This is a genomic window from Agrobacterium burrii, assembly GCF_017313405.1.
Taxonomy (GTDB): domain Bacteria; phylum Pseudomonadota; class Alphaproteobacteria; order Rhizobiales; family Rhizobiaceae; genus Agrobacterium; species Agrobacterium burrii.
Genome location: NZ_JAFLNA010000009.1, coordinates 88,991 through 113,793, shown reverse-complemented (window position 1 = coordinate 113,793; position 24,803 = coordinate 88,991). Strand labels below are relative to the sequence as shown.

The following is a 24,803-nucleotide window of genomic DNA, read 5'->3' as shown; positions in this document are numbered from 1 at the left end:
TCCAGATCAAAAACCGATGAAGACCGGGCCGAAACCATCCACGAACTGACGGATGAGGGCCGCGACCGACAAATAAAGCATGAAAAGACCGCCCGCCAGAACGAAAGGCGTCGAGATGAAGTAAACCGGAATCTGCGGCGCCAGCTTGTTGATGAGACCAACCGCGACGTTGAACATCAGGCCGTAGATCACGAAGGGGCTGGCGAGCCGCAGCATGATGGAGAAGGTCGCCCGCAGTGTATCGGTGAGCGTGATCAGCATTTTCTGGCCGCTGATAAGCGCACCGACCGGCGTCGCGGTATAGGAATCCACCAGCGCCTTCAGGACGATATGGTGGAAATCCAGCATGAACAGCACCAACAAACCACCGAAGGTGATAAAGTTGGATATCTGGTTTTCCTGCACGTCCTCGATGACATCCGCACCACCCGGAGCGCTGAGGCCGATGGAGTTGCCGATGAGCGCGCCGGTGAACTGAAAACCGAGCGTATAAAATCGCGCGATCAAGCCATACATCGCGCCGATGGCGATCTCCGAGGCGATGATGCCGACCACCGTACCCTGGCTTGCACCGGAGATTTTCGGGTAGATCGTATCCCAAAGGATCGGCAGAAGCGCCATGGACACCGCGACGCACAGCAACATGCGGATCTGCGGCGAAATACGCGAGCTGGAAAAGCCCGGCATGGTCATGAAACAGGCGCCGATACGGCAGATGGCAAGGAACAATGCGATAATTGTCCCTTGCGGGTCGGTTATCATGAAATGGCGCCCAGGATCTTGATCTCCAGCCCCTTCGCCAGTTCCACATGTGAAAGAACCGGCAGGGTCGCAAAGAGTCGCTCGATAATCATGCGCACATAGGACCGCGTTTCCGGCGAGGTTACAAGGACAAAGGGCAGTCCGCGATCCATGAATTCACGGATAACTTTCGACGCCTGCTCGGAAAACTCTTCGAGATGGCGCGGATCGATGTCGAATTCAACGATCTCGCCCTTTTGATCGCGCTTCAGCGCCTGATGGAAGACCATGTCCCACTTGTTGCCGAGGCGCAGGACGCGCAGCACGCCATTGTCGGCAAGATCGCCGCAGAGCTGCTGCGACATGCGTACCCGCACATGTTCGACGATCTGCTCGGTCTTGCGCACATGCGGGGCAAGTTCGGCCACGGCTTCCAGAATGAGATGCAGGTTGCGGATCGACACGCGTTCGGCAAGCAGCAGTTTCAGAACCGCCTGCAGGCCGGAATAGGACATGTGCGACGAGCAGATTTCGTCGGCCAGCTTCTTGTATTCGGGATCAAGCCGGTCGATGAGGATTTTGACGTCCTTGTAGGACAGGAGCTGCGGCAGGTTGTTTCGGATGACTTCACTCAGATGCGTCAGCACCACCGAGACGTTATCAATGGGGTGGAAGCCTTCGCGCTTCAGATCCTCGGTAAAGGTCTCAAGGATCGAGACGGCCGGCATGCCGAAGGCGGGTTCGCGGATTTCGTCGCCCGGAATGCTCGGCTTGCGCCCTGCCCCGGTCACGACAAGAACATCGCCGACACGCAGATTGCTCGATGCGATGGTCGTGCCGTGGACGCGGATCTGGTAAGCTTTTTCCGGGATCATGATGTCGTCGGAGACCTTGATCTCCGGCACGACGAAACCGTACTGGCTTGCGAATTTCTTGCGCATCTTGCCGACGCGGAAGGCCAGTTCCTGATGTGCGCCGAGAAGCCGTGTCGAAACCTGCTTGCCCAGCGCCAGTTCGATTTCGGACGTCTTCAGCACCTGCTTGACCGAATCCTTCTCCGCTTCGCTGGTCTGGAAAACCTTGTTCGCTTCTTCCTGGCGCAGCAGGGCGCTTTCGGCCTCGGCCTGGCGCGGAATATACCAGCTGCCGAAAGCCATGATGCCGCCCAGGAACATGAAGGGCAGGAAGGGCAGACCCGGAATGATCGCAAGAAGCCCCATCAACATGGCCGAAACCATCAAAGCGCGGGGATAACCGCTCAGCTGATTGACGACGGCCTGATCCGTGGAGCCGGCTGTGCCGCCGCGAGACACCAAAAGGCCCGCCGCCAGCGAGACGATAAGGGCCGGGATCTGCGAGACGATACCGTCACCGACCGAAAGCTTGACGAAAACGTCGGCCGCCTCACCAATCGGCATGCCGTGGCGGAAATAACCGATGATGATGCCGCCGAAAACATTGATCGCGGTGATGATCAGACCGGCGATCGCGTCGCCACGCACGAATTTCGAGGCACCGTCCATCGAACCGAAGAACGAGCTTTCCTCTTCCAGCTCACGGCGGCGGCGCTGCGCTTCCTTTTCATCGATGATACCGGCGGACAGATCCGCATCGATCGACATCTGCTTGCCGGGGATGGCATCGAGCGTGAAGCGCGCGCCGACTTCGGCGATACGCGTCGCACCCTTGGTGATGACGATGAAGTTGACGGTGATCAGAATCAGAAAGACGATCAGACCGATGACGAAGTCGCCGGACATCACGAGGCTGGAGAAACCGGCGATCACGCCACCCGCCGCCGTCGCTCCCTCATTGCCATGTGAAAGGATGACACGCGTCGTCGCAATGTTCAGCGACAGGCGGATCATCGTCGCGATCAGCAACACGGTCGGAAAAGACGAGAAATCCAGCGGGCGCTGAATCCAGAGCGCCACCATGAGGATAAGGACGGAAAGTGCGATCGAAAACGCCAGTCCGATATCCACCAGAAAGACCGGAATGGGCAGGAACAGGACGCAAAGGATCGAAATGATGCCCAATGCGAAACCGACATCACGCATGCTCGGACTTACTTTGGGCAAGGAGATGACTGGTGGTTGCGCCATAAAATCGTCCTGTCTCTTCATGAGAAGGGCGACGGAAAAGCCGCCGCACGGTTCGCGGCATCGGCTTTTCGAAATTACGCGCGCAATTCGGTCCGATGCTTCAGCCTATCACTAGCCGCTGAAGCTTGCGCGAGGGTGGCATCCGCAGCGCACAAATGTCAGAAGCCGGACTGGATGCGCGAAAAGACGAGATTGGAAAAAAGGCCGATCTGCGCACCCACAAAGGGGGCGGCAATGCCAAGGACGAGCATGATCGTCACGATTTTAGGAACAAACGTCAGCGTCATTTCCTGAACCTGGGTCAGGGCCTGTATGAAGGCAATGGCGACACCAACGATCATGGCAGCCAGAACGGCCGGACCGGCCGCGACGAGAACAGTCCAGACTGCTGCCTGCATGATATCAAGCGCATCGGCCTCGTTCATCGTCGCATCCTTTATTCCAGAAGGGCGGTGTCATACCGCCCCTACATTATCACGAACCGGCAGGCTTATCCGAATCGGTATCGCCATCAGGTGTAGTCGCGATCGGGCCGTTCGAGAAGCTCACACCCGCCTGCAGCAGCACTTTGTCACCAGCTTCGGTAATGGCGACAACGCCGTCCGAATAGACCTCGACTTCCTTCACCACACCGGTGACCTTGTCATCGGCGCTCTTGACCGTCTTGCCGACCAGATCGGAAGCGCGTGTGAGGGCTTCCGCCTGCAGCATGCTCTTCAGATGGGTGTTCGTCTTGATCGTCTGCTCAACCTGCGAGAAGCTTGCCAGCTGCGACATCTGCTGGCCGGCATCCATCGGGCTGGTCGGATCCTGGTTCTTCATCTGGGCGATGAGAAGCTTCAGGAAGCTGTCGTAATTCAGCGAGGCCGCGCTCTTGTCGTTGCTGCTCGCCCCGGCATTAGCCCAGGGATTGGAGGCTGCCGACGTGACTGCATCTACCGCCATGGTGCGATCTCCTTGCGAATCTGTTCGATCGTTGCGGGGGTCATTTCCTGATTGTTGAGGATTTTTTCCTCGGTCGGATAAAGACCGCGAATAGCCTTCAGCGCCTCAAAAGCCTTGCCCGAAGCAACCAGCCCGTCGATCCGCTTGAGTTCCGCCAATATCTCATCATGCTGGAAGCAGTTCAGCAGCATGCTCACGGACTTGCGGAACATGTTCGTCGACTGTTCACGCCCTTCCGGGTTGATGAGGATCATCTGTGCGATGAAATAAAGCTGCCTCAGCGGCGTTGTCGCCTGCTCCGGCTGCAACACGTGGTTTTCAAGCAGGAACGTGACATCGTTCAGGAATTCGAGCGCCACCTTGCGATCCACCCGCAAGACCGCGCCGTTGATGAAAATCTTTTCGCCAGATTTCAGCGAGATTCGAAGTGTACTTTTCATTTCAGTCCATCCCTGATGATGGTTGTCACGTCAATTATGCCCTGGAAATTCGTCGACTGACGTTTCCGGATCAGTTCGCACTCTTTCAAAATCCAGATCGCGATCGAGATCAGATTGGCCCTCAGTTCCATAGCCAGTTGGTTATCCGGCTGCTTGAGGTCCTCAATGAAGCGGATCCAAACCCGCCGAGTGTAAAAAAGTGCTTCGATCGTATGGCGCTGGGAAGAACTATCCTTTGCCTCCACAAGCAGTTCGATCGATTTGGTCAACGCCTGTCGCTCGCGATCTTTCGCGTCTGCGACACCATCCTCCATGATTTCGGCGTAGGAAAACTGGTACATTCATGTATCCTTTATCTGCCGCCACCCCTGTTCATCAGAGGTAGTTCACCAGACTCATTTTTTGCAGACGCGATGTCAGGCTGTAGGCGATTTCGATCTGCTGCTGCAGCAGGTCGAGACGGGTCTTCGCTTCGTAGGTATCGATACCTTCGATATCCAGCAGATGCGTCTCGATGATCTTCTTCTGCGCGGCCAAAGAGTCGTTCGACTTTTTGACGCGTTCCTGCGAGAGGCCGAGGCCGCTGGCCTGCTGGTTCAAACCATCGATCGCGGTACCGATCGTCGTAACCGCGCGGGTGGCGACAGCTTCACGAACGCTGCTCGGAACCTTGTCGTCGAGGAAGGTCATCGCCGTCATTGCCGTCATCGCGAAATAACGCATGCCCTGCGAATTGCTGTTGGTCGATGTCTCGATCACTTCGTTCTGGCTGATCCGGCTCGTCATGTTGGTGTCGCTGGCCTTGGAGCCGAACGTCGTCCAGAAATCAACATTCTGACCGGCGGTGAGACTGCCATGCGGGGGATTGGTGACCGTCGTCGTGCCGTTGAATACGCCTTCCATATGGGTCATGAAAGCGTTGACCTGATCCTTGGACAGGTTGGCGATGCTGCCCACCGGCGGCGTCTGCGTCGCCATGAAATGGTTCAGCTCATCATTATAAGCGGTCTTCAGCGTCGAGCCATCGGCGAAATAGTCATCGACCGGCTTCACATCCGTATTCGTACCGGAAAACAGATATTCGCCATCGACAGCGGTGTTCGCGAAGCTGGTGAAATTGTTGAGCGCATTGGTAATTTTCTGGTTGACGGTGGCAAGCGTGGGCTGCGCGCTGCTCGTATTCGGCACCAGAACGCCGAGGATCTCCTGGGCAGCCTTTGCCATGCCATCCAATGCCGTCTGCGACGATTCAAGACGTTGCGTGGCAAAGGAATTGACCGTGACAAGCGAAGAAATCCGCTCCACATCCCGATTGAGATCGAGGCTGCGGGCCGTATTGGCGCCGAGCGTGACGCCGAGATCCGCATGCTTGCCCGTCGTCAGTTCGGTATTGAGCTTGGTCATCTCAAGCTGGGCCTTGAGGATGGTGCTGCGCATGCTGTTTTGCATCGCCAGCGATGAAATGAAGGACGTTTTCATCTTTTACCTCACCATGTCCATCAAGGACTTGAGCATTTCATCGACTGTGGTCACCAGCTTGGTGGCTGCCTTGTAAGACTGCTCGATATCCATGAGCAGCGACAGCTCCTCATCCAGGCTCACCGCCGTGTTGTTCGAATAGGAGGCGGCGGAGCGCTCATATAGCGCGCTTTTCGCTTCATTCGCCGAAGTCGCACCGGACCGTTCCTGTTCGAGCCAACCCATTGAGTTGGTGCCGTATTTCAGGATGCTGGTATTCGTATCGATACGTGTCGACGCGGCAAAACTCATGGGCGCGTCGAATGCGGTCACATAGCTGTCGATCAGGTTGGAAAAGCCGGTTCCACCCGTCGCTGTGGTATTGACAATATAAGCGGTACCGTTGATGCCGCCGTCGCGCAACAATTCCGGGTTTCCACCTTTCGAAATAATTAACGCGGAGTTGACGTTAATGCTGGCAGCAAGTCCCGGAACGATAACGCCAGCGGGAGGAATCTCGCTTGTTGCCGTTGCTCCCGCCCATGTGAACAGACCAGGCTTTGCCGTCAGGGGCGTCGCGGGCGGCGCCGGCTGCGTGATCGGCTTTTCGGCAAACATGCTGATCAGGCCGCGGGCGATTTCGTCGAGCTGGCTTTGCATGGTCGGCGCCAGATCGTCGCGAACCTGCATCAGACCCTGCAGCGACCCTTCCGCTGTCGTGTTGCTGCCGTTGCCGGCCTTGAGCGCCACGCCGTCTACGTAGATCGCATTGCCCGTGGTCGTCGCATCGTAGCCCGGCTGTGCCTTGAAGGTGACCTTGCGCGGCACGACCTCAAACAGGGTCGCGCCTTCCGTCGTGTAAAGCGCCACATCGTTGTTTGGACGATTGACGACATTGATGCCCATGATGGACGAAATGTCCTTCAACAAGGTCTCGCGCTGATCAAGGGCATCACTCGGATCACCGCCGATCGCCGTCTGCGCCTTCACCTCGTTATTGGCTTCCTCGAATTTTGCAAGCAGGCCGTTCAGCTTGTCGACCTGAAGGGAGATTTCCTTGTCGGCACGCAGACGCATCGCCTGCAATTCGGAAGACGCCTTGTTTAGGGAACTGGCGACATCCGCAGCCGAGGTCACAGCCGTCGCCGCAAGGGCAGCATTGCTCGGCTTGGCGGCGTAACCGCTCAGGCTCTTCAGCAATTCCTTCATGTAGGTAGACGGCGAACTTTCATAATTGTTGCCGCCGAAAATGCTCTTCATCTCCTCAAGGCCGGTCAGAACGGTGTTCTGACCGGTGGCCAGCGAGGCGCTGGAGATCGTCTGCCTGAGAAGACTTTCATTCTGGGCACGGCCATTGGAGACGATACTCGCTCCGGCCATGGTCGTGCCGAGAATGGCGGTTCGCTTGACGTAATTCGCATTGCCGACATTGGCAATATTTTTCGAAGTAACGTCTGTCTGCTTACCTGTATTATTGAAAATCGACTGCGCAGTATTCATTGCTGACGTGAGCGACATTCATTTGTCCTCGTGAGAATTCTTATCTCTTCAGATTGATCAGGACATCCATCAAATCCGACCCGGTCTGGAAGACTTTCGAATTCGCAGTATAGATACGCTGGGATTCAATCATGTCGGTGAGTTCGCTGGCGATATCGACGTTCGAACCTTCCAGCGCGCCCTTCTGGATGTAGCCGAAGCTACCCGTCTGCGGGAAGCCGATGGTGACGACACCCGACTCGTTGCTGGGCAGATAAACGTTGCCGTTCTGCGGGCTGAGGTTGTCGACGCTTGGCACCGTGGCCACTGCCAGCTGATAGATGTTGCGGCGGCCGCCATCCTGATAGACTGCCGTCACCACGCCGTCCTTGCCGATTTCGACATCCTTGATCTGGCTCGGACCATTACCGTTCAGGATCGCCGTGCCGGGCGTGAACTTCGAGGAGAACTGCGTCATTTCCGACAGGTCGATATTGATCGACTGCGCCACACCGCTGTTACCGTCATTGATGGTGATGGACTTGGGCGAGGCGGTCGTAAGCTTGTTGGTGGCAGGATCAAAGGTCAGATCCACTTTTGCCTGAACAAGGGTAGCCGGTGCTGTCGCCGTATAGGGGAAACCGCCGTTAGTCGACTGATCTTGACGATAAACTGCCACTTCCCAGGTGTTAGCACCGGTCTTGGTGTAGTAGAAATCGTAGAGAACCTTAGCACCGCCGCTATCGAATGCCGTCAACGACGTCTTGCTACCAACCGTCGCAGTCGCGGAATTGGTGCTCGGAAGCGATGCCCCCGGCACGATCGGATCATCACGGTTCAGGTTGGCCGGGAAGCTGCCCTGCGTCGAGGGCGATGCCGTCAGACCGAAATTGTTGACGTTGATAGCCTCGAGACCGGTAAAGCCGTTAACGACGGCAGCCGGCGGGTTGGAGCCGTAGGGGTAACCCATCAGCTGGAAGCCCGCTGCGTTTTCCAGATAACCTTCGGCATTTTTCACGAAGGAACCGGCGCGTGTAAGATAAGGCGTGCCTGCACCATCCTGAACCACGAAGAAGCCGTTGCCCTGAATGGCAAGATCGGTGCTCGAGGTGGTGTAGGAGAGGTTGCCCTGCTCCGAAATGCTGTAGCGAACGTTGGACTGCACGCCGCCAGAGGCGTAGCTGCCCGACGAGGAGGGCAGAACGAGCGAGGAGAACGACGTCGATGCGCGCTTGTAGCCGGTGGTGCTTGCGTTGGCGATGTTGTCGCCCACGGTGCCCAGCTTGTTCGCCTGTGCATTCATGCCGGACACACCGGTTCGCATAGTGCCGAAAATACTCATTCAAAAACCCTCGTGGTCATCTTCAGGGATAAGGTAAAGCGTTTGGCTTGCGTGAAGCTGTCTGAAATACCGCGCTTGAAAAAGACCACGCGGGTCAATGAAGATCATTGCCAATCAATGCTGTAGCCGAGGAACCGCTTGGAATCGACCGGATCGTAACCGAGCTTCTTGCGCAGCTTCTTACGCAGCTTGCTGATGTGGCTTTCAACGACATTCTCTTCGACGTCATCATCGAAGATGCCGTAGATGGCATTGAAAATCTGCGTCTTGGAAACGCGGCGTCCGCGATTGGCGATCAAATATTCCAGGATGCGGCGCTCGCGGCGCGGCAAGGGGAATACTTCACCACCGACTTCCGGATCACGGCCATCGGAGAAAACCCGGATAGGTCCGGCATCGGTGAAGTTGGAGATGACTTGCAGCCGGCGACGGATCGCCGCCGCACGCGCCAGGATTTCACGGGGGTGAACCGGCTTGCGCACGACATCGTCGACGCCGCTGTCAAACAGCGCCAGCGTCGATTCCAGCGAGGGCTGATCGCTGACCGCGATGACCGGCGCCGTCGTGCGATCCCTGATCGCCTTCGGCAAAGAGAAGCTCCGGTCGCCCTGGCCGATCAGGAAGGCCTCCACGGCCGCCAGATCGCTGTCCGCAGCCGTCGAGACCCACTCCCCGAATTCAACCGGATCGAACCCGGTTGAGGGGATGCCCTCACGCCCAAATAGAGATGTATAGCCGTCTTTAACGAGCTCGCGCTCATCAACCACTACGATCATTCGTCCGCCTCCGAATCAGTGTGGTGTTTTCCAATGAGGCATTGATAAGAATCGGGGGATTCAGCGACAACTGTAGGAAATCATCGATAGTTATTAATAATTGATTAACTATTTTGTGCCGATTTGATCTATATATAGTGGTTGTTAACCATATATGGCACAAAATTTTTGTGTAAAAATTTCAAAATCACAAAAAAACCGCTTGCAGCGCCTTTTTTCGATCAATCTCTGGCCACATTTATCATGACGAGTCTCGGGACACCCGAAAACAACCAAAGATTGTTATCCGTCGCAGAAATTTTTCGCGTTGACGGTCCATTTCCCGTAGCCCGTCGCCACCAGATTGGCGATCACCCGACAGACATATTTCTTCTGCGCCGGATCGTTATTGGGGCCGGCATGGTAACGGGCGACCGCCATGGTCCAGGTTTCATGCCTGTTGTGGAGATTGCGCAGGAACATGGCGGCATATTCGACATTGCGGCGCGGATCGAACATTTCGCGCGCCGATGTGAAGTTTTCGCCATGGAAATAGTGGTTTATCTGCATGCATCCGAGATCGATCAGCTTGGCGCCATTGCGCTTCGCCGCCTCGAAAGTGGTCAATGCCTCCTCCGTGGATGCCGCAAATACCGGTTTTCCTTCAATATTCATAGCATTGGGATCGAGCCGCCCCTTGCGGCCCGTCTCAGTCAGGCCAACGGAATAGAGAATTCCCTCCGGCACGCCATATTTGCGGGCGGCGGACTGGATTTCCCTTTCACAGACACCTGATGTTGCCGAAGCCGAGGCTTTTTCAGAGGTAGACGCCATTGTCAGCAGAAGAACGGCCAGAGCCGAGAGCGCCATCCATGCCTTCATTATGCACCCCCAAATTATCACCATTGCCCTGTCGGCCGTCCCGTGCGCCGGACTCGTCACGGTTGCGGCCTGTGGCGGCCTGCTGGCCCTGTTGCTGCGCCTGCTGATTTTGCTGATTGTTGCCTTGTGTGCCCGTTTGGTCACTCTTGTCGGAAGAAGCGATGCTGATGGTGATGTTATCGACCGTCAGACCCTGCGCTTTCAGGCCATCAAGAATGCTCTTGCTGTCTTCCTGAAGCTTTTTATAGGCCGCAACGCTCTCCACCGTCATGTGAACGGCGAGCTCGTCACCGGCCAGGCGCAGCGACATCGTCACCGATCCAAGCTCGATCGGCGTCATATGCAGCTTCAACGTATGGACGACCTTGCCGGTACTGCTCTGGGCAGCGGCGTTGGACAGCGACGAACCGGGCTGCATGGCACTGACCCATTCCGGATCATTAGCGATGAGACCGGTCAGTGCCGATGCGTTGGTCGATGGCGCCAGGCCGATGAACCGCCGTGAATCGAGAACAGTTATGGTATCGGCCGCCTTGCCGGTGCTTTCCCGGGCATCGAATTCAACGCGGCCTTCGCGCTGGACCGTGCTCATATCGAGTGCGCGGGACGTGCCTGAACGCGCGGAGGCGAAGCGGAATGCCGAAGCGCCGTTTTCGCTATCCGAGTCGGATTCGGCCTCATTGCCAGCAAGCTCGGCTCGTGTCGGCATGTCCTTGGGCGAAGGCTCCGTTTTGCCACGGACGGTCTCGGTCCTGTCGGACTTGACCGGATCGGACTTGCCGGCGATCGCCTGCGCGATTTCCTCAAGCGGTGTCTTGGCTGTTGCGATATCGCCGACATTGGTCGCGATCGTATTCATATCCGCCAGTTTTGGATCAATGGCATCCGCCGTCGTTTCCGTATCCTTGTCGGCGTCGTCCTTGAGCTTCTTGCCGGTCTTGCCGTTTTCAGCCGGTGTGCGCGCCGGTTTCCCAGCGTTCTGAAGCTCGCCTGCCGTCTCATGGCTGCGGCCTTCTGCGGAATGGTCGTTGCCGATTACATTCAGGAAGGTCGAAGGCCGCTTGACCGGCGTCTTTGCTTCTTCTTCGCCACCTTCGGGCTGCGCGTGCTGCTCCTCAGCCGAACCTGCTTCCTGCTGATGCCGCGAATGCGGTGCCTGCGTTGGGCGCTCGTCGCGAATGGTGGACAGCGCCTCGCCGAAACTTCCGCCCTTGGCGTCGTCCCTCACCCCGGCGCTGCCGGCGCGTGGATCATTATATGGTGCATTCACTATCGCGTTGACGGTTCCGTCGATCATGGTGCCCCCTCGCCTTTCTTCAACAGGCTGTCGATTTCATCAAGCTTGCTGCGGCCGCTCGTTACGAGTTGCCGCACATCCTCGCCCTCATCGTCAGCCTTGTGGGTTTCAACCCGCCATATGCTCTTTTCTTCAGTGCCAGCTGTCCCATTCGAGGATGGGTTCTGTCTGGCGTCCTGCTGGGTAATCGCAGCGCCGGCCTCGGTGCCAGGAAGCCCCGGCTGCAACGAGGGTGGGCGGACCACCTGCTCGGCGATCGTCCTTGCCGCATCCCGCAGCGCCCTGTCGCGATCTGAAAGCTGTCCTTCGGGGATTTGCACGATTGTCTCGATTGCGCTCACCACATCGGGCGTGCCGATGTTGGAAAGGCTTTCATAAAGATTTGCCTGCACTTCCGGCTGGTCCGGCAGGGCGGGAGACAGAGCTTTCGCTTTCAGCGCCGCCATACGCGCCAGCCCGTCCTTGCCGCTGATCGCCGCAAGACGGGAGAGACGCAGATAGGCTTCCTTCTGCCTTTCCGTGTCCATCATGGCGAATGTTTCCTGGATCGTCTCTTCCCCAATGGAATCGGCGCGCTTGATCACCAGCGAGACCAGAAGATCCGCAAACTGGCTGGCATAGGGCGAATGCAGGAAGCGCCGCGCATAGCGCTGCGCATAATCGACACCGCGCGCCGCATCGCCGTCTTCAACCGCAATTGCCAGCGAGCGGCGAAGGGCCGCCTCCTCCACGATGGTGCCGGGTGCTTCCAGCCGGGCTATGTCGTAAAAACCGAGTGCGGCCAGCGGATCACGCGGGATCGTCACATTGCCGCCGATCAGTGCCAGGTAGGCACCGATCCGCGTGCCGCGATATTCAGGCACCATAGCTGCAATGCTCTGCGCCACCAGTGTGCCCTTGCCCGAGAGGTATTTGCGCAGGATATCGGCGACGCGGCTGTCGAAATTGCCATCCACATCGCGCGCGACCAGCAATTCCAGCGTCGCCGGATTGCCGCCGCTCATGGCATAGACAAGCGCCGCATCGACATTACGCGGATCCTTGAAGATCGCCGACGGCGCGCTTTTAAGCCGCTCATCGATCGTCTGGAGCAGGAACCGCTGCATTTCCGTTGCCGAATGGTCGCCCATGGCGACCGAATCCTGCACGAATTGCAGAGAGCGCAACATGGCATAGGGCATGAGGCTGTCTTGCGATTGCGAGAATGCCTTGATCGGCTCGGCACCGAGACCGCAAAGCGTCGCCGCGAGAAAAAGCCAGCGTTTCGAGGATTTCGTCACACTCACCCCCGATCGGCCTCAAGCAGGATTTCGATACGGCGATTGGCATCCGCCAGAGGGTCTGCCGGCACCTGCAATCTGCGATCGGCAAAACCCGAAACCTGCTTCACCCGCTCTTCGGAGAGACCACCGCGCACCAGCATGTAATAGGCGCTGTGCGCACGATCCATCGAAAGTCGCCAGTTGTCATTGGCCTCGCCCTTGAACTGCCGCCCATCGGTATGGCCGCGGATCACCACGCTGCCACCCCGCTCCTGAAGCAATTTACCGATCTTTTCCATGGCCAGAACCATTTCGCCGCGAGGCACGGCCGAGCCGACGTTGAACATCGGCGTCTCCGACTGGTCGGAAATGGTCAGCAGCAATCCGCCTTCGGCCGGCGTCACCACCAGGCCTTCGGAGAGCTTGCCGGTAATGCCTGAAATCTGCTTCTCGATCTCTTCGCGCAGCGTGTCGGCTTTTTGCCATTCGGCGTCAGTCGCCTGCTTCTCATCCGGCTGCGGTTTTACAAGTGCTGCCTGCTCGATGGCATCCGGGCGCTGCTGCGGCACAACGGCCGCAACTTCCATCGGCTTGCCATCTTGCGAAGGATCAGCGGGCTTTTGAGATGCTGCGGCTAACACCGCTTCGGCGTCCTTGGCCGCATCCTGCTGCTTCTCCGCCGTCTGCTGCGGCTCCGTCGGGTTCTGCTGCTGGTCAGCGCGGGTGATCTTCACCTGCTGGGTCCAGAAATCGGGATCGAAGGGATCGCGATAGGCCTCGCCGCCGCTTGCGCCCGTCGCCGGGCCGGAATCAGCTGCACCGCCCTCACCCTTGGCGCTGACATTGGCCTGCTGCCCGACCTGCTGGGCAATTTCCGCCAGCACGGAATAGGGGTTCTCGAAGAAGTCGGCTTCCGAGAAATTCGACTGTTCGCCAGTCTGGGACGTCAAGTCCTCGCCCGTCGCCGCGGCAGAGCCCTGGGTTACCTTTTCCGCCTTGATATTCGACTGGTCCTTTTTCTCAACACCCTCTTCCTTGTCCACGGGCTTTTCCAGCCCCTTGGACGAGGGTTTTTCATCGGACAGTTTTATCGGATTGAAATAGCTGGCAACCGAGGCCTTGGTTTCCTCGTTGGCGGCATTGACCAGCCACATGACGAGGAAGAACGCCATCATGGCCGTCATGAAGTCGGCGTAAGCGATTTTCCACGCGCCGCCATGGGCGCCATCGTGCCCGCCTTTGTGGCGTTTGACGATGATGATCTCGTTTTTGCCGTGGTGGTGATTTTCGCCTTCACTCATTTCATCACCTTGCGAAGACTGGACGCCCAGGCCGACATGCGGGTCACGAACACGCTTTCACCCAGTTCGACGGAAAGGTCGATGTCCGTGGTCTCGGTAAATTTCATCGTTTCTTCTTCGAAGCCCGGTTGGGCCTTCAAATGCTCAAACAAATCTCTGGGACCTTTGACGACAATCGTGACAGCCTCGCCATCCGGCATGGAAGCGCGCACGACATCCGCCAGCGCCGAAACCGCCTTGAGCGACAGCTCTTCCGTCAGAACCGGGGCAAGGATACCGGCAGTCTGTTCGCTGAGATTGGCCGCGATCGCATCGATGCCTTCGCGCAGCCCGCGGGACAGGAAAACCGCGATTTCTTCGAGATAGACGGAACGCAGGGCCTCCAGTTCGGCCGCATGGGAAGCCAATAACGCGTCCCGCTCGGCCTGCATCTTCTCGGTGACTTCCCGGGTCGCATCGTCGCGGCCACGGGCATAGGCAGCCTGCTTTTCGCTTTCGACGTCGACGGTCTCGAATTCATCGAAACCGCTGGCGACATCGCCTAAACCGGACATGCCCTCGGCATCCGCCAGCGGATCGCCAAACGCCAACCCGGCGGGCTGGCTGTCACCGAAATCCTTGAGATATCTTGCAATGGAGGCGCTCATGCACGCCCCCGGCAAAACTGGCCAGAGAGGCGAGACATGTTTCTTTGCCTGCGATTTAAGCCGTTTGGCGGCACCATCGTCATCCTTGCTACCCTGCCCGTCTCTTCGATTATTCCGGCCGGATCACGCCATGCGATCCAGCCGATATTGCCCTGACGTTAGGTGTTCAAACTTGTGCGAGGATGAAGGCGGTCTGTTCCGGAAGCCCGCGCCTTGTCTTCGCACCTGCCCACGCCGGGCCAGACCCATTATTTGAAGAGCTGGAGGATATTTTCCGCATTGGCATTGGCGATCGAAAGCGACTGGATGCCCAGCTGCTGCTGCGTCTGCAGCGCCTTCAGCCTGGTCGATTCCTCGTTCATATCCGCATCGACGAGACGGCCGATGCCCTTGTCGATCACGTCCATCAGGCTCGAGACGAAGTTTTCCTGCATGTCGATGCGGCTCTGCAGCGAACCAAGGCTGGATGCCGCGCTGGTCATCGCTTCAAGCTGTCCGTCGACAAAGGACATCATCGCATCCAGCACGTTGGCTTCGGTATATTGCTCTCCGGTCATCGTTCCCATTTTCTGGGCGAGGTCGGTCAACTTGTTGATGTCGAGCGTCGATACCGAGATACCGAGTTTGCGGGTGTCGGGATCGACTGCCGCGGAAACGTCGTAGTACCAGTTGGTGTTCGGCGATGTCGTCGTTGCGACCGGAGTGGTGCTGTCGGTGGTTGGAGCGGCGGCACTTGCGGGATCCGTGGAGGTGAGTTTCACCCAGACGCCGTCACCGATCTTCAAATATCCCTGGGTACTGCCAGCATTGGTGTAGATGCCTGTTGCCTTGAGACTGAAGCCAGCCAAAGCAGCCACTTCGCTGTCATTCAGCGTAGCGACCACATAATTCTTGTCGGTGACCGTGGGGAGTGCGGGTGATGCGGGCGTATCCGTCGTGCGGGTGGTGACGGTCGTCTCGTTCTTGCGGAGGAAGCGGGCCTCGGTGTCGAGAATGCCGAATTTTCCGCCGCTCAGATCGAACAGTACGGTGCTCTTGTCGAGCGAATAGTCGACCGTCGTTACGCCCACCGCGCCTGCAGCGGTGCGGGTAAACGAAGCAACGATCTTCTTGATGATCGGCTCTTCGGCCGCCGGCGTCTTGCCATCGCCGATTTTCGCCTGAAGCCAGTTTTCGCCGGAGAAGGAGGCCGATTCGGAAATGCTTCTCAGCTGATCCTGAAGCTGCTTGATTTCTTCCTGGATCTTCGTTCGGTTGCTGCCCACACCATAGGCGGCGACCAGCTTCGCCTTCAGAGACTTGACCGTCTCGATGGCGCTTTCAACGGCCTCGAAGGCAGTGTCGACCTTGGCGGCGCCAAGACCCAGCGCATCCTGTACGGCCGAAAGCGCCGTGTTGTCGGACCGCATGGTCGTTGAGATAGACCAATAGGCCGCGTTATCCGCCGCCGTCTCGACACGGTAACCGGAGGAGACACGCGCCTGCGTTGTCTCAAGGCTCTTGTCGATCATGCGCAAGGTTTGCAGCGCGGCCATTGCCGCCGCATTGGTCATAATGCTGGTCATGGGTTCCACCCAATTCAAAATATAAGAAAAAATCCGGCGCAGCGCCGAAAACGAGCAGGAGCATCATGCGCATCGGCGATGGTTAAAATGAGCCACCGCGACCTGCCGTTCGTTAACAAATCGTTAATTCGATAGGTACCAAACAACAACGCTGATTTGCAAGGCGTTCCTCGCTTCCCCAGAGCGGTTTTGCATAAAGCGGCAGGCTTCAGGCAAGGTCGGGCGAAAAAGCGATAAAACAAAACCGTCGCGGCCGCCATTTTAGCGGTCGCAACGATCAATCGATGACAATATCGGTGGTGTGGTTCAGGCCGCTTCGCCCTGATGGGCCGGAACGAATCGGGCCGCCATCAGGCTTCTGCGCAGGAACTCGGTGTTCTCATCCGGGTTTTCCGAAGGATTCTGAAACGAAACATGATTGATCTCGACCGCCGCATGTTCATTGGCGAGGATCAATTGCGCATAAACCGTGGCGCCCTTCGGTTTGATTTCGAGATCAAGAACGATCTCCGGGGCGCCTTCCCATTCGAGCTTGTATTCGCCACCCGCACCGAAATTGATCGTGCCGGGATGATAATAAAGCTCCGCGGCTGAAGAGACGAGGTCGGCGATGCTGCCATAGCACTCGAATCTGAGCAGCGAAATCAGGTCTGCCGGGTCTAGCAATCGTAGTTCGGTGGCGATCGGGTTGATCGCCTCTGCGACGATCATTTCCCGCTGTTCAGAATAGGCGGATTTTTTCATTGGTTTTATTGAACCCGTATTTTCGATGACTTCATGGCGTAAACCCGATGAACGAGCTCAGCCACAGCCTTGTAAAAGGCTGGTGGAATCACACTATCGATCGAGACTTGCGCAAACATGGAGCGTGCGAGCGGCGGATCTTCAAAAACGGGGATATTGTTTGCTTCCGCAATCTCGCGGATTTTCAATGCGATAAGGTCCTGGCCCTTGGCGACGACGATAGGCGCATCGCCTTCTTCGCGCACGTAACGCAGCGCCACCGCAAAGTGTGTCGGGTTGGCGATGACAAGTGTTGCGCGCGGCACGTTGTTGATCATGCGACGGCGGGCGCGATCTCGGGCGATTGAGCGCTGGCGGGATTTAACCACCGGGTCGCCCTGCGATTGCTTATACTCTTCCTTCACCTCATGCTTCGTCATCTTCAGCTGGCTGAACCAGTGGTGGCGGGTCCACAAAAGGTCGACGGCGGCTAGCAATGCGGTCGAAAACAGGATCACGACCATCATTTTTTTGACGAGTTCGACAACCTTGACGAAAATCACTTGCGGATCGGAAAACATCAGGTCGATCAGGCCGTAGAAATCGCCGCGCAGCGACATGAACATGATGATTGATACGATCAATATCTTGAACAGCGATTTGCCGAATTCCACGAAGCCCTGCTTGGAGTAGATGCGCGTGAACCCCTTCGCGGGCGAGATGCGCGACCATTGCGGGCGCACCCTCTCAAGCACTGGCGACGGCAGGTTCTGGAGAAACGACGAGGCAAGGCCGAAGATGATGAACATGATCATGGCCGGCATGAGCAGATAGGCCATGGAAGTGCCGAGGAAATAAAGCAACGACAGGGCATCCGGCCGGGTACTGAGGTCCCACTGGTCGGGCTGGCCGAACAGGTCTTTCAGCGTGACGCCAAGACGGCCGGCGCCATCGGGCAGAAAGAAGACCAGATAACAGTAAAATGCGAGCGACGAGGCAAAGATCGGCACTTCCCGAGAGAAGGGAAGATTGCCCTTCTCAGCCGCATCGCGGAGCTTTTTCTCCGTCGGGGCTTCTGTTTTACTGTCCTTGTCCTCATCGTCTGCCAAGGCACGTTCCCGGGATCAAAAAAAGGCCCGCCGATCCCGGCAGGCCGTCATCCCGAAACTAGCGCCCGAGACCGGCCATCGCAATGGCCGGCTCTGCCCGAAGGGTAAGTTATCAACCGGCTTCCGCTTAGGCAGCGGCCGATTGTTCGTCCGCTCCGGCTTCCTTCAGCTGGATCTGGCCGGAATTGGCCAGACGGATAGCCTCCTGGGCCACCGCGCGGCGGGCGATTGCCACTTCGCGGGTGTTGATCGAGGCCTGCGGTACGGCGAGATCCGATTCGATCATGCGGCGCTGGCGCGGGCTGATGCTGGACAGCACACATTCCTTGATTTCCATCGTGGCGCCGCGCAGCGCCATCGTCAGAACATCGGCAGAAACATCGTTGAGCAGCATGACGCGGCTGCGCTGCGGCATGAACATGAGGTCGTCGAAGAGGAAGAGCTTCGGCTTGACCTTGTTTGCTGCTTCCTTGCTCAACGTTTCGAGCGAGCTGAGCAGCGTATCGACCTGCGGCTTCTCCAGCTCGTTCATCAGATCGGCAACCTTGGTGGAGCCGCCTGCATTACGTTCCGCTTCGATCTCGTTGATGAGGTTGACCACACGCTTCTCGATGATCTGGGCGGCCGTCTGGCTCACTTCCTTCATGTTCACCGTGCGGTTCATGATATCGGCGCGCTGCTCTTCGGGAATGGTCAGAAGAACCTTGGCGCCAAACGACGAGGGCAGCATGGAGAGGATGTAGGCGATGGTCTGGGGGTGCTCGCGCAGCAGGAACTTGCCGACGAATTCCGGCTCGGCTTCCTGCAGGCGATCCCAGATCGACGCTTCATAGGCCTGGAAGGCCGCACGGCGGCCGAGAAGGCTGTCCACCTCTTCAGGGGTCAGACCTTCTTCGAGAATGCTTTCGATTGCCTTGGCATTGTCCATCAGACCCGTTCCTTCGGTGAACAGGTCTTCGAACTCCGCGACGATCTGGGCAAGTTCGTCGGGAGGAATGACACGCAGGGTCTGAGCCGAGGAAATGATCATCTGCAATTCGTGCTGCGTGAAAAACTTCAGCAGCTTGCCGGCGACGCCCTTGCCCATGGCAAGCAGCACCGCGGCCGCCTTGTCGGTCTGAGACAACGGCTTCCCTGCCAGCGGGTTACCGAAATCCTCGAAGTCCATCATGGTCTTTCCTCTCCGTCCCCACAGGGATCAGGCTTTTCTGGTACTCATTACTTCAATCAATTTTACGCCGAAGCGCGTATCGTCGTCTTCAAGTACCGTTATCTCACCGCGCGCAATACGGCGGCCATTCACCATGATTTCGACCGGCTCGCCGATCTTGCGGTCAAGCGCAATCGTCGCACCCTCTTCGAGGTTCATCAGGCCCGAAACCAGCATACGGCTGGTGCCGAGAACGATCTGGACATCGATCGGGATGTCCATGATCATTTCCATGTTTTCGGACAATCCGCTGCCGAGCGGCGCCTTCAGACCCGCGACCTGCGGGGCCGCAGTGAAATCGTCCATCGCAAAACCGGCCGCTCCGCCACCGAAGGCGGAAAGATCGGTATCAATGGAAGCATCTTCCGTGCTTCCGAAATCGCCGAAGTCGCCAAAATCGGACAGCGAACCTTCCGCATCCGTCTTGAGGACGCCACGCAGATCGCCGATAGCCTGGTCGAGGTCGCCGGCATCTTCCAGCGACGGCAGCTCCGCATCATCGGTCACAGGTGTTTTCTTCGTAGCCATGCGCTGATTATTCCCTTTGAAACTTGCGTCAGCCTGCCCAGAACCCAAAAGGGCGGGCAGGATTTAACCCATCAGATGTCGCAAAATCTCGTCGTCCGTGCTGACATTGTTCTTCACCCGAACCATGTAGCGGTCACCGGACTTGCCGAATTCGCAATTATAAAGTTTGGAGCCGTTGGCGCTGACCTCGACGCCGATATCGTCCTGCTTCAGATCCTGAAACGGAATGACATCGCCGGCCACCAGTTTGGAAATTGTCCGCAGCGTCAGCGTTTCAAGCTTGATGCGCGCCTCGAGCGTTACCTGCGATCTCTTCACCTGCTGCGAGATCATCTCCATCCATTCCTCCTGCTTCTTCAGCGCCTGGGCCGAAGCCTTTGGCGCGACGATGGAGGTCTTGAGCAGGGGCCGCTGCGGCACGATGAGAGAAAACTCGGACGAAACCTTGCCGATATCGATCTTCATGCGGATGGTGACGCCGTAAAGACCGGCGATCATCTCGTCGAAGGCGCTCTTCCCATTGGCGCTGAACGGCGGGTCGATTGTCGCCTCGAAGCCGCCCGGCGCGTTGACGCCCGAACGCAGGACACCCGCGATACGGCCGAGAACCATGGCCGCAAGGTCAAGCTCGATATCCGACAGGCTGCGTTCGTCCGGGTCGCCGATGGTGTCTGGCGCCGCACCCAGCATGCGCTCCATGAGCGCGATGACGAAGCCGTTGCCGACCGCCATCATGAAATTGGGGCACCAGTTGCGCAGCGAACAATCGGCAATCGAGACGTTCTGTCCGACATTGGCGATGAGATCGGTCATCAGCCCCGATTCGGAACCGATATATTCGACGTCGATCGCGATGCCGGTCTCGCTGTGAAAGATATCAGGCAGGAATTCGCTGTAGAGGTGGCCGATATCGGAGCCGATCCTGGCGATCGTCTTGCGATCGGAAAGCCCGCCGGTGAGTTGCGCGAGCAGGGCCGTGTCGATGGCGGGGGCTCTTTGCGCTGCAGCTTTTGCCATGGTCATGCCGCCTTGTTTTCGCCGCCGGGATTCATCATCTCCTGCTCGACGGCGTCGATGGACGGCCGCTCGTAGTTGGAGATGGTCTTACGGCCATATTCAAGCGCGACCTGCGGCACCGAGCCGTTCATGTAGGCGATCAGTGTCTGCTTGACGATGATATAGAGGCGGTGCTGCTTGGAGCGCACGATCTTGACCTGCGACGCGAGCGGGTTGCAGATCGAGTAGGACAGGATGATGCCGAGCATGGTGCCGACGAGTGCGGCGCCGATGAGGCCGCCCAGCACTTCGGGCGATTCGTTGATCTTGCCCATGGCCTTGATGACGCCGAGAACCGCCGCGACGATACCGATGGCGGGGAAGGAATCCCCCATGGTGGTGATCGCGTGGTAAGGTTTCAGCTTGTCATTGAGGATGGTCTCGATTTCCTCATCCATCAGCGCCTCGATCTCATGACTGCGGGCATTGCCGATGATGATGAGGCGGACGTAATCGCAGATGAACGAGGTCAGTTCCTTGTTCTTCAGAACCGAAGGCGCCGACTGGAAGATCGAGGATTCTTCCGGATTGTCGATATGGGCTTCGATCTCGTTGCGCGATTTCGTGCGCAGGTCGCGCATCAGCGAATAAAGCACACCGAGCACGTCGAGATAGTTGCGCTCCTTCGGAACCGAGTGTTTGAAGGCCTCGCCGAGCGCCTTGCCCGAATCTTTCACGACCTTCATCGGGTTCGCCATGATGAAGCCGCCAAGCCCCGCTCCGCCGATAATCAACAGTTCGAACGGCTGAATGAGGACGTCCAGATGGCCGCCCATCGCCATGTAGCCGCCGATGATGCAGCCGAAGGTGATTATAAGTCCAATTACAATATTCATTGATCGACCACGCCCGAACAGTGTTCCATGCCGACATCTCTAGAAAATGTGGCTTGCGTGAACCTGTCCGCTGCGCCTCTTTCATGCTTCTCCGGCAATCAGTTTCGCACAAGCAAGCTACGGCAATATGCCGGCAAAGGCGGACGTGCGCCTTGAAATCGGATCAAAACGAGAGCGGCGGTTCAGTGACTTCCACCTACACCAGCTACAGACTGATCAGTCAGGACATCGGCAAGTCGCTTGAGCGCGTGTCGAAGCAGCCCGACGTGGCGCGCGAAACCGAATATTACCGCGCAAAAATCGGCGATGTGAAATCCATCGACGACTTCATGGCCGATACACGCCTTTATAATTACGCGCTGAAAGCTCACGGCCTCGAAGATATGGCCTATGCGAAAGCCTTCATCCGCAAGGTGCTGACCGAAGGCACGTCGGACAAGAATGCCTTCGCCAACAAGCTTTCCGACAATCGTTACGCGGATCTGGCGAAATCGCTGAATTTTGCGGAGCTGGGAAAAGCTGCGACCGCGACTGAGGCGGCACAATCGGGCACCATCGAGAAATATACCCGCCAGACGCTGGAACAGACAGCCGGCGATGACAATAACGGTGTCCGGCTTGCCCTTTATTTCGAGCGCAAGGCGCCGACGATCAAATCAGGCATGGATTTCCTGGCCGACGATGCGCTCGCGCAGGTGTTCCGCACAGCCTTCAACCTGCCCGACGAATTTGCCGCTGCGAGTGTCGAGAAACAGGCCGCTCTCATCGAAAAATCCATCAAGATCAAGGATCTGCAGGATCCTGAGAAGGTCGGCAAGCTGCTCGAGCGTTTCACCATCATGTGGGAAATGCAAAACCCCTCGACGACCTACGACCCCCTGGCCGTTTTCGGCTCCTCCAGCGGCTACGGTATTTCCCCGGACCTGCTGATTTCCATCAACTCCCTGAAACTCGGAGGCAAATGATATGCAATCCGGACTATATGTCGCCCTGTCCTCGCAGATCGCGCTGGAGCGCCGTCTCACCACCATTTCCGATAATATGGCGAATGTGAACACGGTCGGCTTCCGTGGCTCCGAAGTGAAATTCGACGAAATGGTCGCCAAGAACCACAATGACATGAATGCCAAGGTGGCCTTCGTTTCACAGGGCAACGACTATCTCTCCACTCGCCAGGGTGCTTTCGAGCAGACCGGCAATTCCTTTGATTTTGCCATCAAGGGCGACGCCTGGTTCTCGATGGACACGCCTGATGGCCCGATTCTCAGCCGTGACGGCCGTTTCACCATGCGCCCGGACGGCGCGCTGATCTCCTCGAACGGTTATCCCGTTCTTGACTCCGGCGGCGGTCCCATCCAGCTCAATCCGAATGGCGGACCGATCACCGTCGGCCTCGACGGTGCCATCAGGCAGAACGAAAACATCGTCGCCACGCTCGGCATCTTCAAGGCGGATTTCTCGCAAGGTTTCCTGCGCCATCCCAATAGCGGCGTGAAGCCCGTTGCCCAGCCGACACCGGTCGTCAATGATCACGAGGTCGGCGTCGTTCAGGGTTATCTCGAACAGTCAAACGTCAACGGCATTTCCCAGATGACGCAGCTCATTCAGGTCAACCGGGCCTTTGAGAGCATTTCCTCGCTGATGCGCGACACCGAATCCACCTTCGGCGAAGGCATCAAGACGCTTGGCGGCGCGCGTTAAGGAACTGATGTATGACAATGCCGGACCCCATGCTCTCGGCTGAGGCCATTTCACCGAAGCTCGCGCAACTGGCGAGCCTCGCCGGACACTATGCCGATCCGGAGTTTTCGGTGGCGCCGGGCGGCCATGTCCGCACCATTGCCGCAGGACACTATACGGTGTCCGGCCTGTCGCGGCATGTTAGGCTCGGCGAGTTCGTCGCCCACCGCAGTGCGACCGGCATCCATCTCGGTGAAGTGGTGCGCGTTGAGCCGGACATCTGCTATGTCTGCCCCATCGAACCCGGTGAACCGATCGGCATCCACGACACCGTCATCCGCAAGGGCGCTTTCCGTGTTGCGCCTGACGACAGCTGGTGTGGGCGCACCATCAATGCGCTTGGCGAACCCATCGACGGCCAGGGGCCGCTTTCCTCCGGTACAGAGCGCCGGTCGATCTCCAACAATGCGCCGCCATCGATGACGCGCAAGCGGGTGGAGACGGCTTTCAAGACCGGCGTGCGGGCAATCGATATTTTCTCGCCCTTGTGCCTCGGCCAGCGTCTCGGCATTTTCGCCGGCTCGGGCGTCGGCAAATCCACGCTGCTGTCGATGCTCGCCAAGGCTGACGCCTTCGACAAGGTGGTGATTGCGCTGGTCGGCGAACGCGGACGTGAAGTGCGCGAATTCATCGAAGACACGATGGGCGAGAATATGAGCAAGTCCATCGCCGTGGTCGCCACCAGCGATGAAAGCCCGATGCTGCGCAAGATGGCCCCGCTTTCCGCCGTCACCATTGCCGAGCACTTCCGCGACAAGGGCGACAACGTCCTTCTCATCATCGACAGCGTCACTCGTTTCGCCCATGCGATCCGCGAAGTGGCGGTCGCCTCCGGCGAGCCGCCGGTGGCGCGCGGTTACCCGGCCTCGGTCTTCACTGAGCTGCCGCGCCTTCTGGAGCGGGCGGGACCGGGCGCCGAAGGCACCGGCACCATCACCGCCATCGTCTCCATTCTGGTGGATGGCGACAATCACAACGATCCGATCGCCGATTCGACCCGTGGCATTCTCGACGGCCATATCGTGCTGGACCGCAGCCTTGCCGAAGAAGGCCGTTATCCGCCAATCAATCCGCTCGCCTCGATCTCGCGTCTCGCCAAGAAGGCATGGACACCAGATCAGGAAAAACTGGTCTCGCGCCTGAAGGCGCTGGTGCATCGCTTCGAGGAAACGCGGGATCTGCGCCTCATCGGCGGTTACCGGCCCGGCACCGATCCTGATCTCGACATGGCGATAAAGCAGGTCCCGATCATCTACGAAACGCTGAAACAGCTTCCAAACGAACCGGCAGCGCAGGACGCCTATGCCGATCTGGCGACGGCGCTACGGGGCGGAGCGCAGAATAATCAGCCGCAGGTAAACCCGAGAATGAGAGGCTGACGC

Annotated in this window: 25 protein-coding genes; 3 read left to right on the top strand and 22 right to left on the bottom strand. The window is 58.0% G+C overall.

Annotated elements, in window-relative coordinates; all coding sequences use genetic code 11:
• Positions 1–6: 6 nt before the first annotated feature.
• The 22 genes from fliR to motA all read right to left on the bottom strand — a co-directional run bounded on the left by fliR (position 7) and on the right by motA (position 21,681).
• On the bottom strand, positions 7–762 hold the full coding sequence (fliR, locus tag JZX89_RS17335) for a flagellar biosynthetic protein FliR (protein WP_149898581.1): 756 nt from the start codon (positions 760–762) through the stop codon (positions 7–9).
• Positions 759–2,846 carry a flagellar biosynthesis protein FlhA gene (gene flhA, locus JZX89_RS17330; protein WP_153513181.1) on the bottom strand — a complete coding sequence of 696 codons (2,088 nt, stop codon included), beginning with the start codon at positions 2,844–2,846 and terminating at the stop codon, positions 759–761. The genes fliR and flhA overlap by 4 nt, the downstream gene beginning before the upstream one ends.
• A 158-nt stretch (positions 2,847–3,004) precedes the next feature.
• Positions 3,005–3,271 (bottom strand): flagellar biosynthesis protein FliQ, encoded by a 267-nt coding sequence (gene fliQ / locus JZX89_RS17325; RefSeq protein ID WP_046800603.1) that lies wholly within the window; start codon positions 3,269–3,271, stop codon positions 3,005–3,007.
• A gap of 49 nt (positions 3,272–3,320) precedes the next feature.
• The gene (gene flgD, locus JZX89_RS17320) at positions 3,321–3,791 is read right to left on the bottom strand and encodes a flagellar hook assembly protein FlgD (RefSeq protein ID WP_149898579.1); all 471 of its coding nucleotides are present in this window, start codon (positions 3,789–3,791) and stop codon (positions 3,321–3,323) included.
• Positions 3,782–4,231, bottom strand: coding sequence for a flagellar biosynthesis repressor FlbT (flbT, locus tag JZX89_RS17315; protein ID WP_046800601.1), 450 nt, complete (start codon positions 4,229–4,231; stop codon positions 3,782–3,784). The genes flgD and flbT overlap by 10 nt, the downstream gene beginning before the upstream one ends.
• The gene (gene flaF / locus JZX89_RS17310; protein ID WP_045021979.1) at positions 4,228–4,572 is read right to left on the bottom strand and encodes a flagellar biosynthesis regulator FlaF; all 345 of its coding nucleotides are present in this window, start codon (positions 4,570–4,572) and stop codon (positions 4,228–4,230) included. The genes flbT and flaF overlap by 4 nt, the downstream gene beginning before the upstream one ends.
• Positions 4,573–4,606: 34 nt before the next feature.
• Positions 4,607–5,710: a flagellar hook-associated family protein gene (locus tag JZX89_RS17305; protein WP_207134844.1), complete on the bottom strand. Its 1,104-nt coding sequence runs from the start codon at positions 5,708–5,710 to the stop codon at positions 4,607–4,609.
• A 3-nt stretch (positions 5,711–5,713) separates the two neighbouring features.
• On the bottom strand, positions 5,714–7,207 hold the full coding sequence (flgK, locus tag JZX89_RS17300) for a flagellar hook-associated protein FlgK (protein ID WP_149898577.1): 1,494 nt from the start codon (positions 7,205–7,207) through the stop codon (positions 5,714–5,716).
• Positions 7,208–7,229: 22 nt separating this feature from the next.
• Positions 7,230–8,510, bottom strand: a complete 1,281-nt coding sequence (locus tag JZX89_RS17295) for a flagellar hook protein FlgE (RefSeq protein WP_149898576.1) — start codon at positions 8,508–8,510, stop codon at positions 7,230–7,232.
• A 104-nt stretch (positions 8,511–8,614) separates the two neighbouring features.
• Positions 8,615–9,286, bottom strand: coding sequence for a transcriptional activator Rem (gene rem / locus JZX89_RS17290; protein WP_149898575.1), 672 nt, complete (start codon positions 9,284–9,286; stop codon positions 8,615–8,617).
• A gap of 282 nt (positions 9,287–9,568) precedes the next feature.
• Positions 9,569–10,135 (bottom strand): lytic transglycosylase domain-containing protein, encoded by a 567-nt coding sequence (locus tag JZX89_RS17285; protein ID WP_153514118.1) that lies wholly within the window; start codon positions 10,133–10,135, stop codon positions 9,569–9,571.
• On the bottom strand, positions 10,083–11,444 hold the full coding sequence (gene fliK / locus JZX89_RS17280) for a flagellar hook-length control protein FliK (RefSeq protein ID WP_207134843.1): 1,362 nt from the start codon (positions 11,442–11,444) through the stop codon (positions 10,083–10,085). The genes JZX89_RS17285 and fliK overlap by 53 nt, the downstream gene beginning before the upstream one ends.
• Positions 11,441–12,730 carry a chemotaxis protein MotC gene (motC, locus tag JZX89_RS17275; RefSeq protein WP_207134842.1) on the bottom strand — a complete coding sequence of 430 codons (1,290 nt, stop codon included), beginning with the start codon at positions 12,728–12,730 and terminating at the stop codon, positions 11,441–11,443. Before motC ends, fliK begins: the two co-directional genes overlap by 4 nt.
• Complete coding sequence (locus JZX89_RS17270; protein ID WP_153513177.1) at positions 12,727–14,007, bottom strand: MotB family protein; 1,281 nt, start codon at positions 14,005–14,007, stop codon at positions 12,727–12,729. The genes motC and JZX89_RS17270 overlap by 4 nt, the downstream gene beginning before the upstream one ends.
• Positions 14,004–14,654: a hypothetical protein gene (locus JZX89_RS17265; protein WP_207134841.1), complete on the bottom strand. Its 651-nt coding sequence runs from the start codon at positions 14,652–14,654 to the stop codon at positions 14,004–14,006. The genes JZX89_RS17270 and JZX89_RS17265 overlap by 4 nt, the downstream gene beginning before the upstream one ends.
• A 248-nt stretch (positions 14,655–14,902) precedes the next feature.
• Positions 14,903–16,219, bottom strand: a complete 1,317-nt coding sequence (locus tag JZX89_RS17260) for a flagellin N-terminal helical domain-containing protein (protein WP_149898570.1) — start codon at positions 16,217–16,219, stop codon at positions 14,903–14,905.
• Between the two features lie 306 nt (positions 16,220–16,525).
• Positions 16,526–16,963 (bottom strand): BspJ family T4SS effector nucleomodulin, encoded by a 438-nt coding sequence (locus JZX89_RS17255; RefSeq protein WP_046800591.1) that lies wholly within the window; start codon positions 16,961–16,963, stop codon positions 16,526–16,528.
• A 5-nt stretch (positions 16,964–16,968) separates the two neighbouring features.
• On the bottom strand, positions 16,969–18,051 hold the full coding sequence (gene flhB / locus JZX89_RS17250) for a flagellar biosynthesis protein FlhB (protein WP_149898569.1): 1,083 nt from the start codon (positions 18,049–18,051) through the stop codon (positions 16,969–16,971).
• Between the two features lie 127 nt (positions 18,052–18,178).
• Positions 18,179–19,222 carry a flagellar motor switch protein FliG gene (fliG, locus tag JZX89_RS17245; RefSeq protein ID WP_149898568.1) on the bottom strand — a complete coding sequence of 348 codons (1,044 nt, stop codon included), beginning with the start codon at positions 19,220–19,222 and terminating at the stop codon, positions 18,179–18,181.
• Between the two features lie 27 nt (positions 19,223–19,249).
• Positions 19,250–19,789 carry a flagellar motor switch protein FliN gene (fliN, locus tag JZX89_RS17240; RefSeq protein ID WP_149898567.1) on the bottom strand — a complete coding sequence of 180 codons (540 nt, stop codon included), beginning with the start codon at positions 19,787–19,789 and terminating at the stop codon, positions 19,250–19,252.
• Between the two features lie 63 nt (positions 19,790–19,852).
• Positions 19,853–20,812, bottom strand: a complete 960-nt coding sequence (locus tag JZX89_RS17235) for a FliM/FliN family flagellar motor switch protein (RefSeq protein ID WP_207134840.1) — start codon at positions 20,810–20,812, stop codon at positions 19,853–19,855.
• Positions 20,809–21,681 carry a flagellar motor stator protein MotA gene (gene motA, locus JZX89_RS17230; protein WP_149898565.1) on the bottom strand — a complete coding sequence of 291 codons (873 nt, stop codon included), beginning with the start codon at positions 21,679–21,681 and terminating at the stop codon, positions 20,809–20,811. Before motA ends, JZX89_RS17235 begins: the two co-directional genes overlap by 4 nt.
• A 185-nt stretch (positions 21,682–21,866) precedes the next feature.
• On the opposite strand from motA, the gene JZX89_RS17225 reads away from it, so the two are divergent.
• The 3 genes from JZX89_RS17225 to fliI are packed head-to-tail and all read left to right on the top strand — an operon-like array spanning position 21,867 to position 24,800.
• On the top strand, positions 21,867–22,646 hold the full coding sequence (locus JZX89_RS17225) for a DUF1217 domain-containing protein (RefSeq protein WP_149898997.1): 780 nt from the start codon (positions 21,867–21,869) through the stop codon (positions 22,644–22,646).
• 1 nt (position 22,647) lies between these two features.
• Entirely contained in the window at positions 22,648–23,382 is a 735-nt protein-coding gene (flgF, locus tag JZX89_RS17220; RefSeq protein WP_149898564.1) for a flagellar basal-body rod protein FlgF, read from the top strand.
• A gap of 11 nt (positions 23,383–23,393) precedes the next feature.
• A complete protein-coding gene (fliI, locus tag JZX89_RS17215) occupies positions 23,394–24,800 on the top strand; it encodes a flagellar protein export ATPase FliI (protein ID WP_149898563.1) in 1,407 nt (468 codons plus the stop codon).
• Positions 24,801–24,803: the final 3 nt, after the last annotated feature.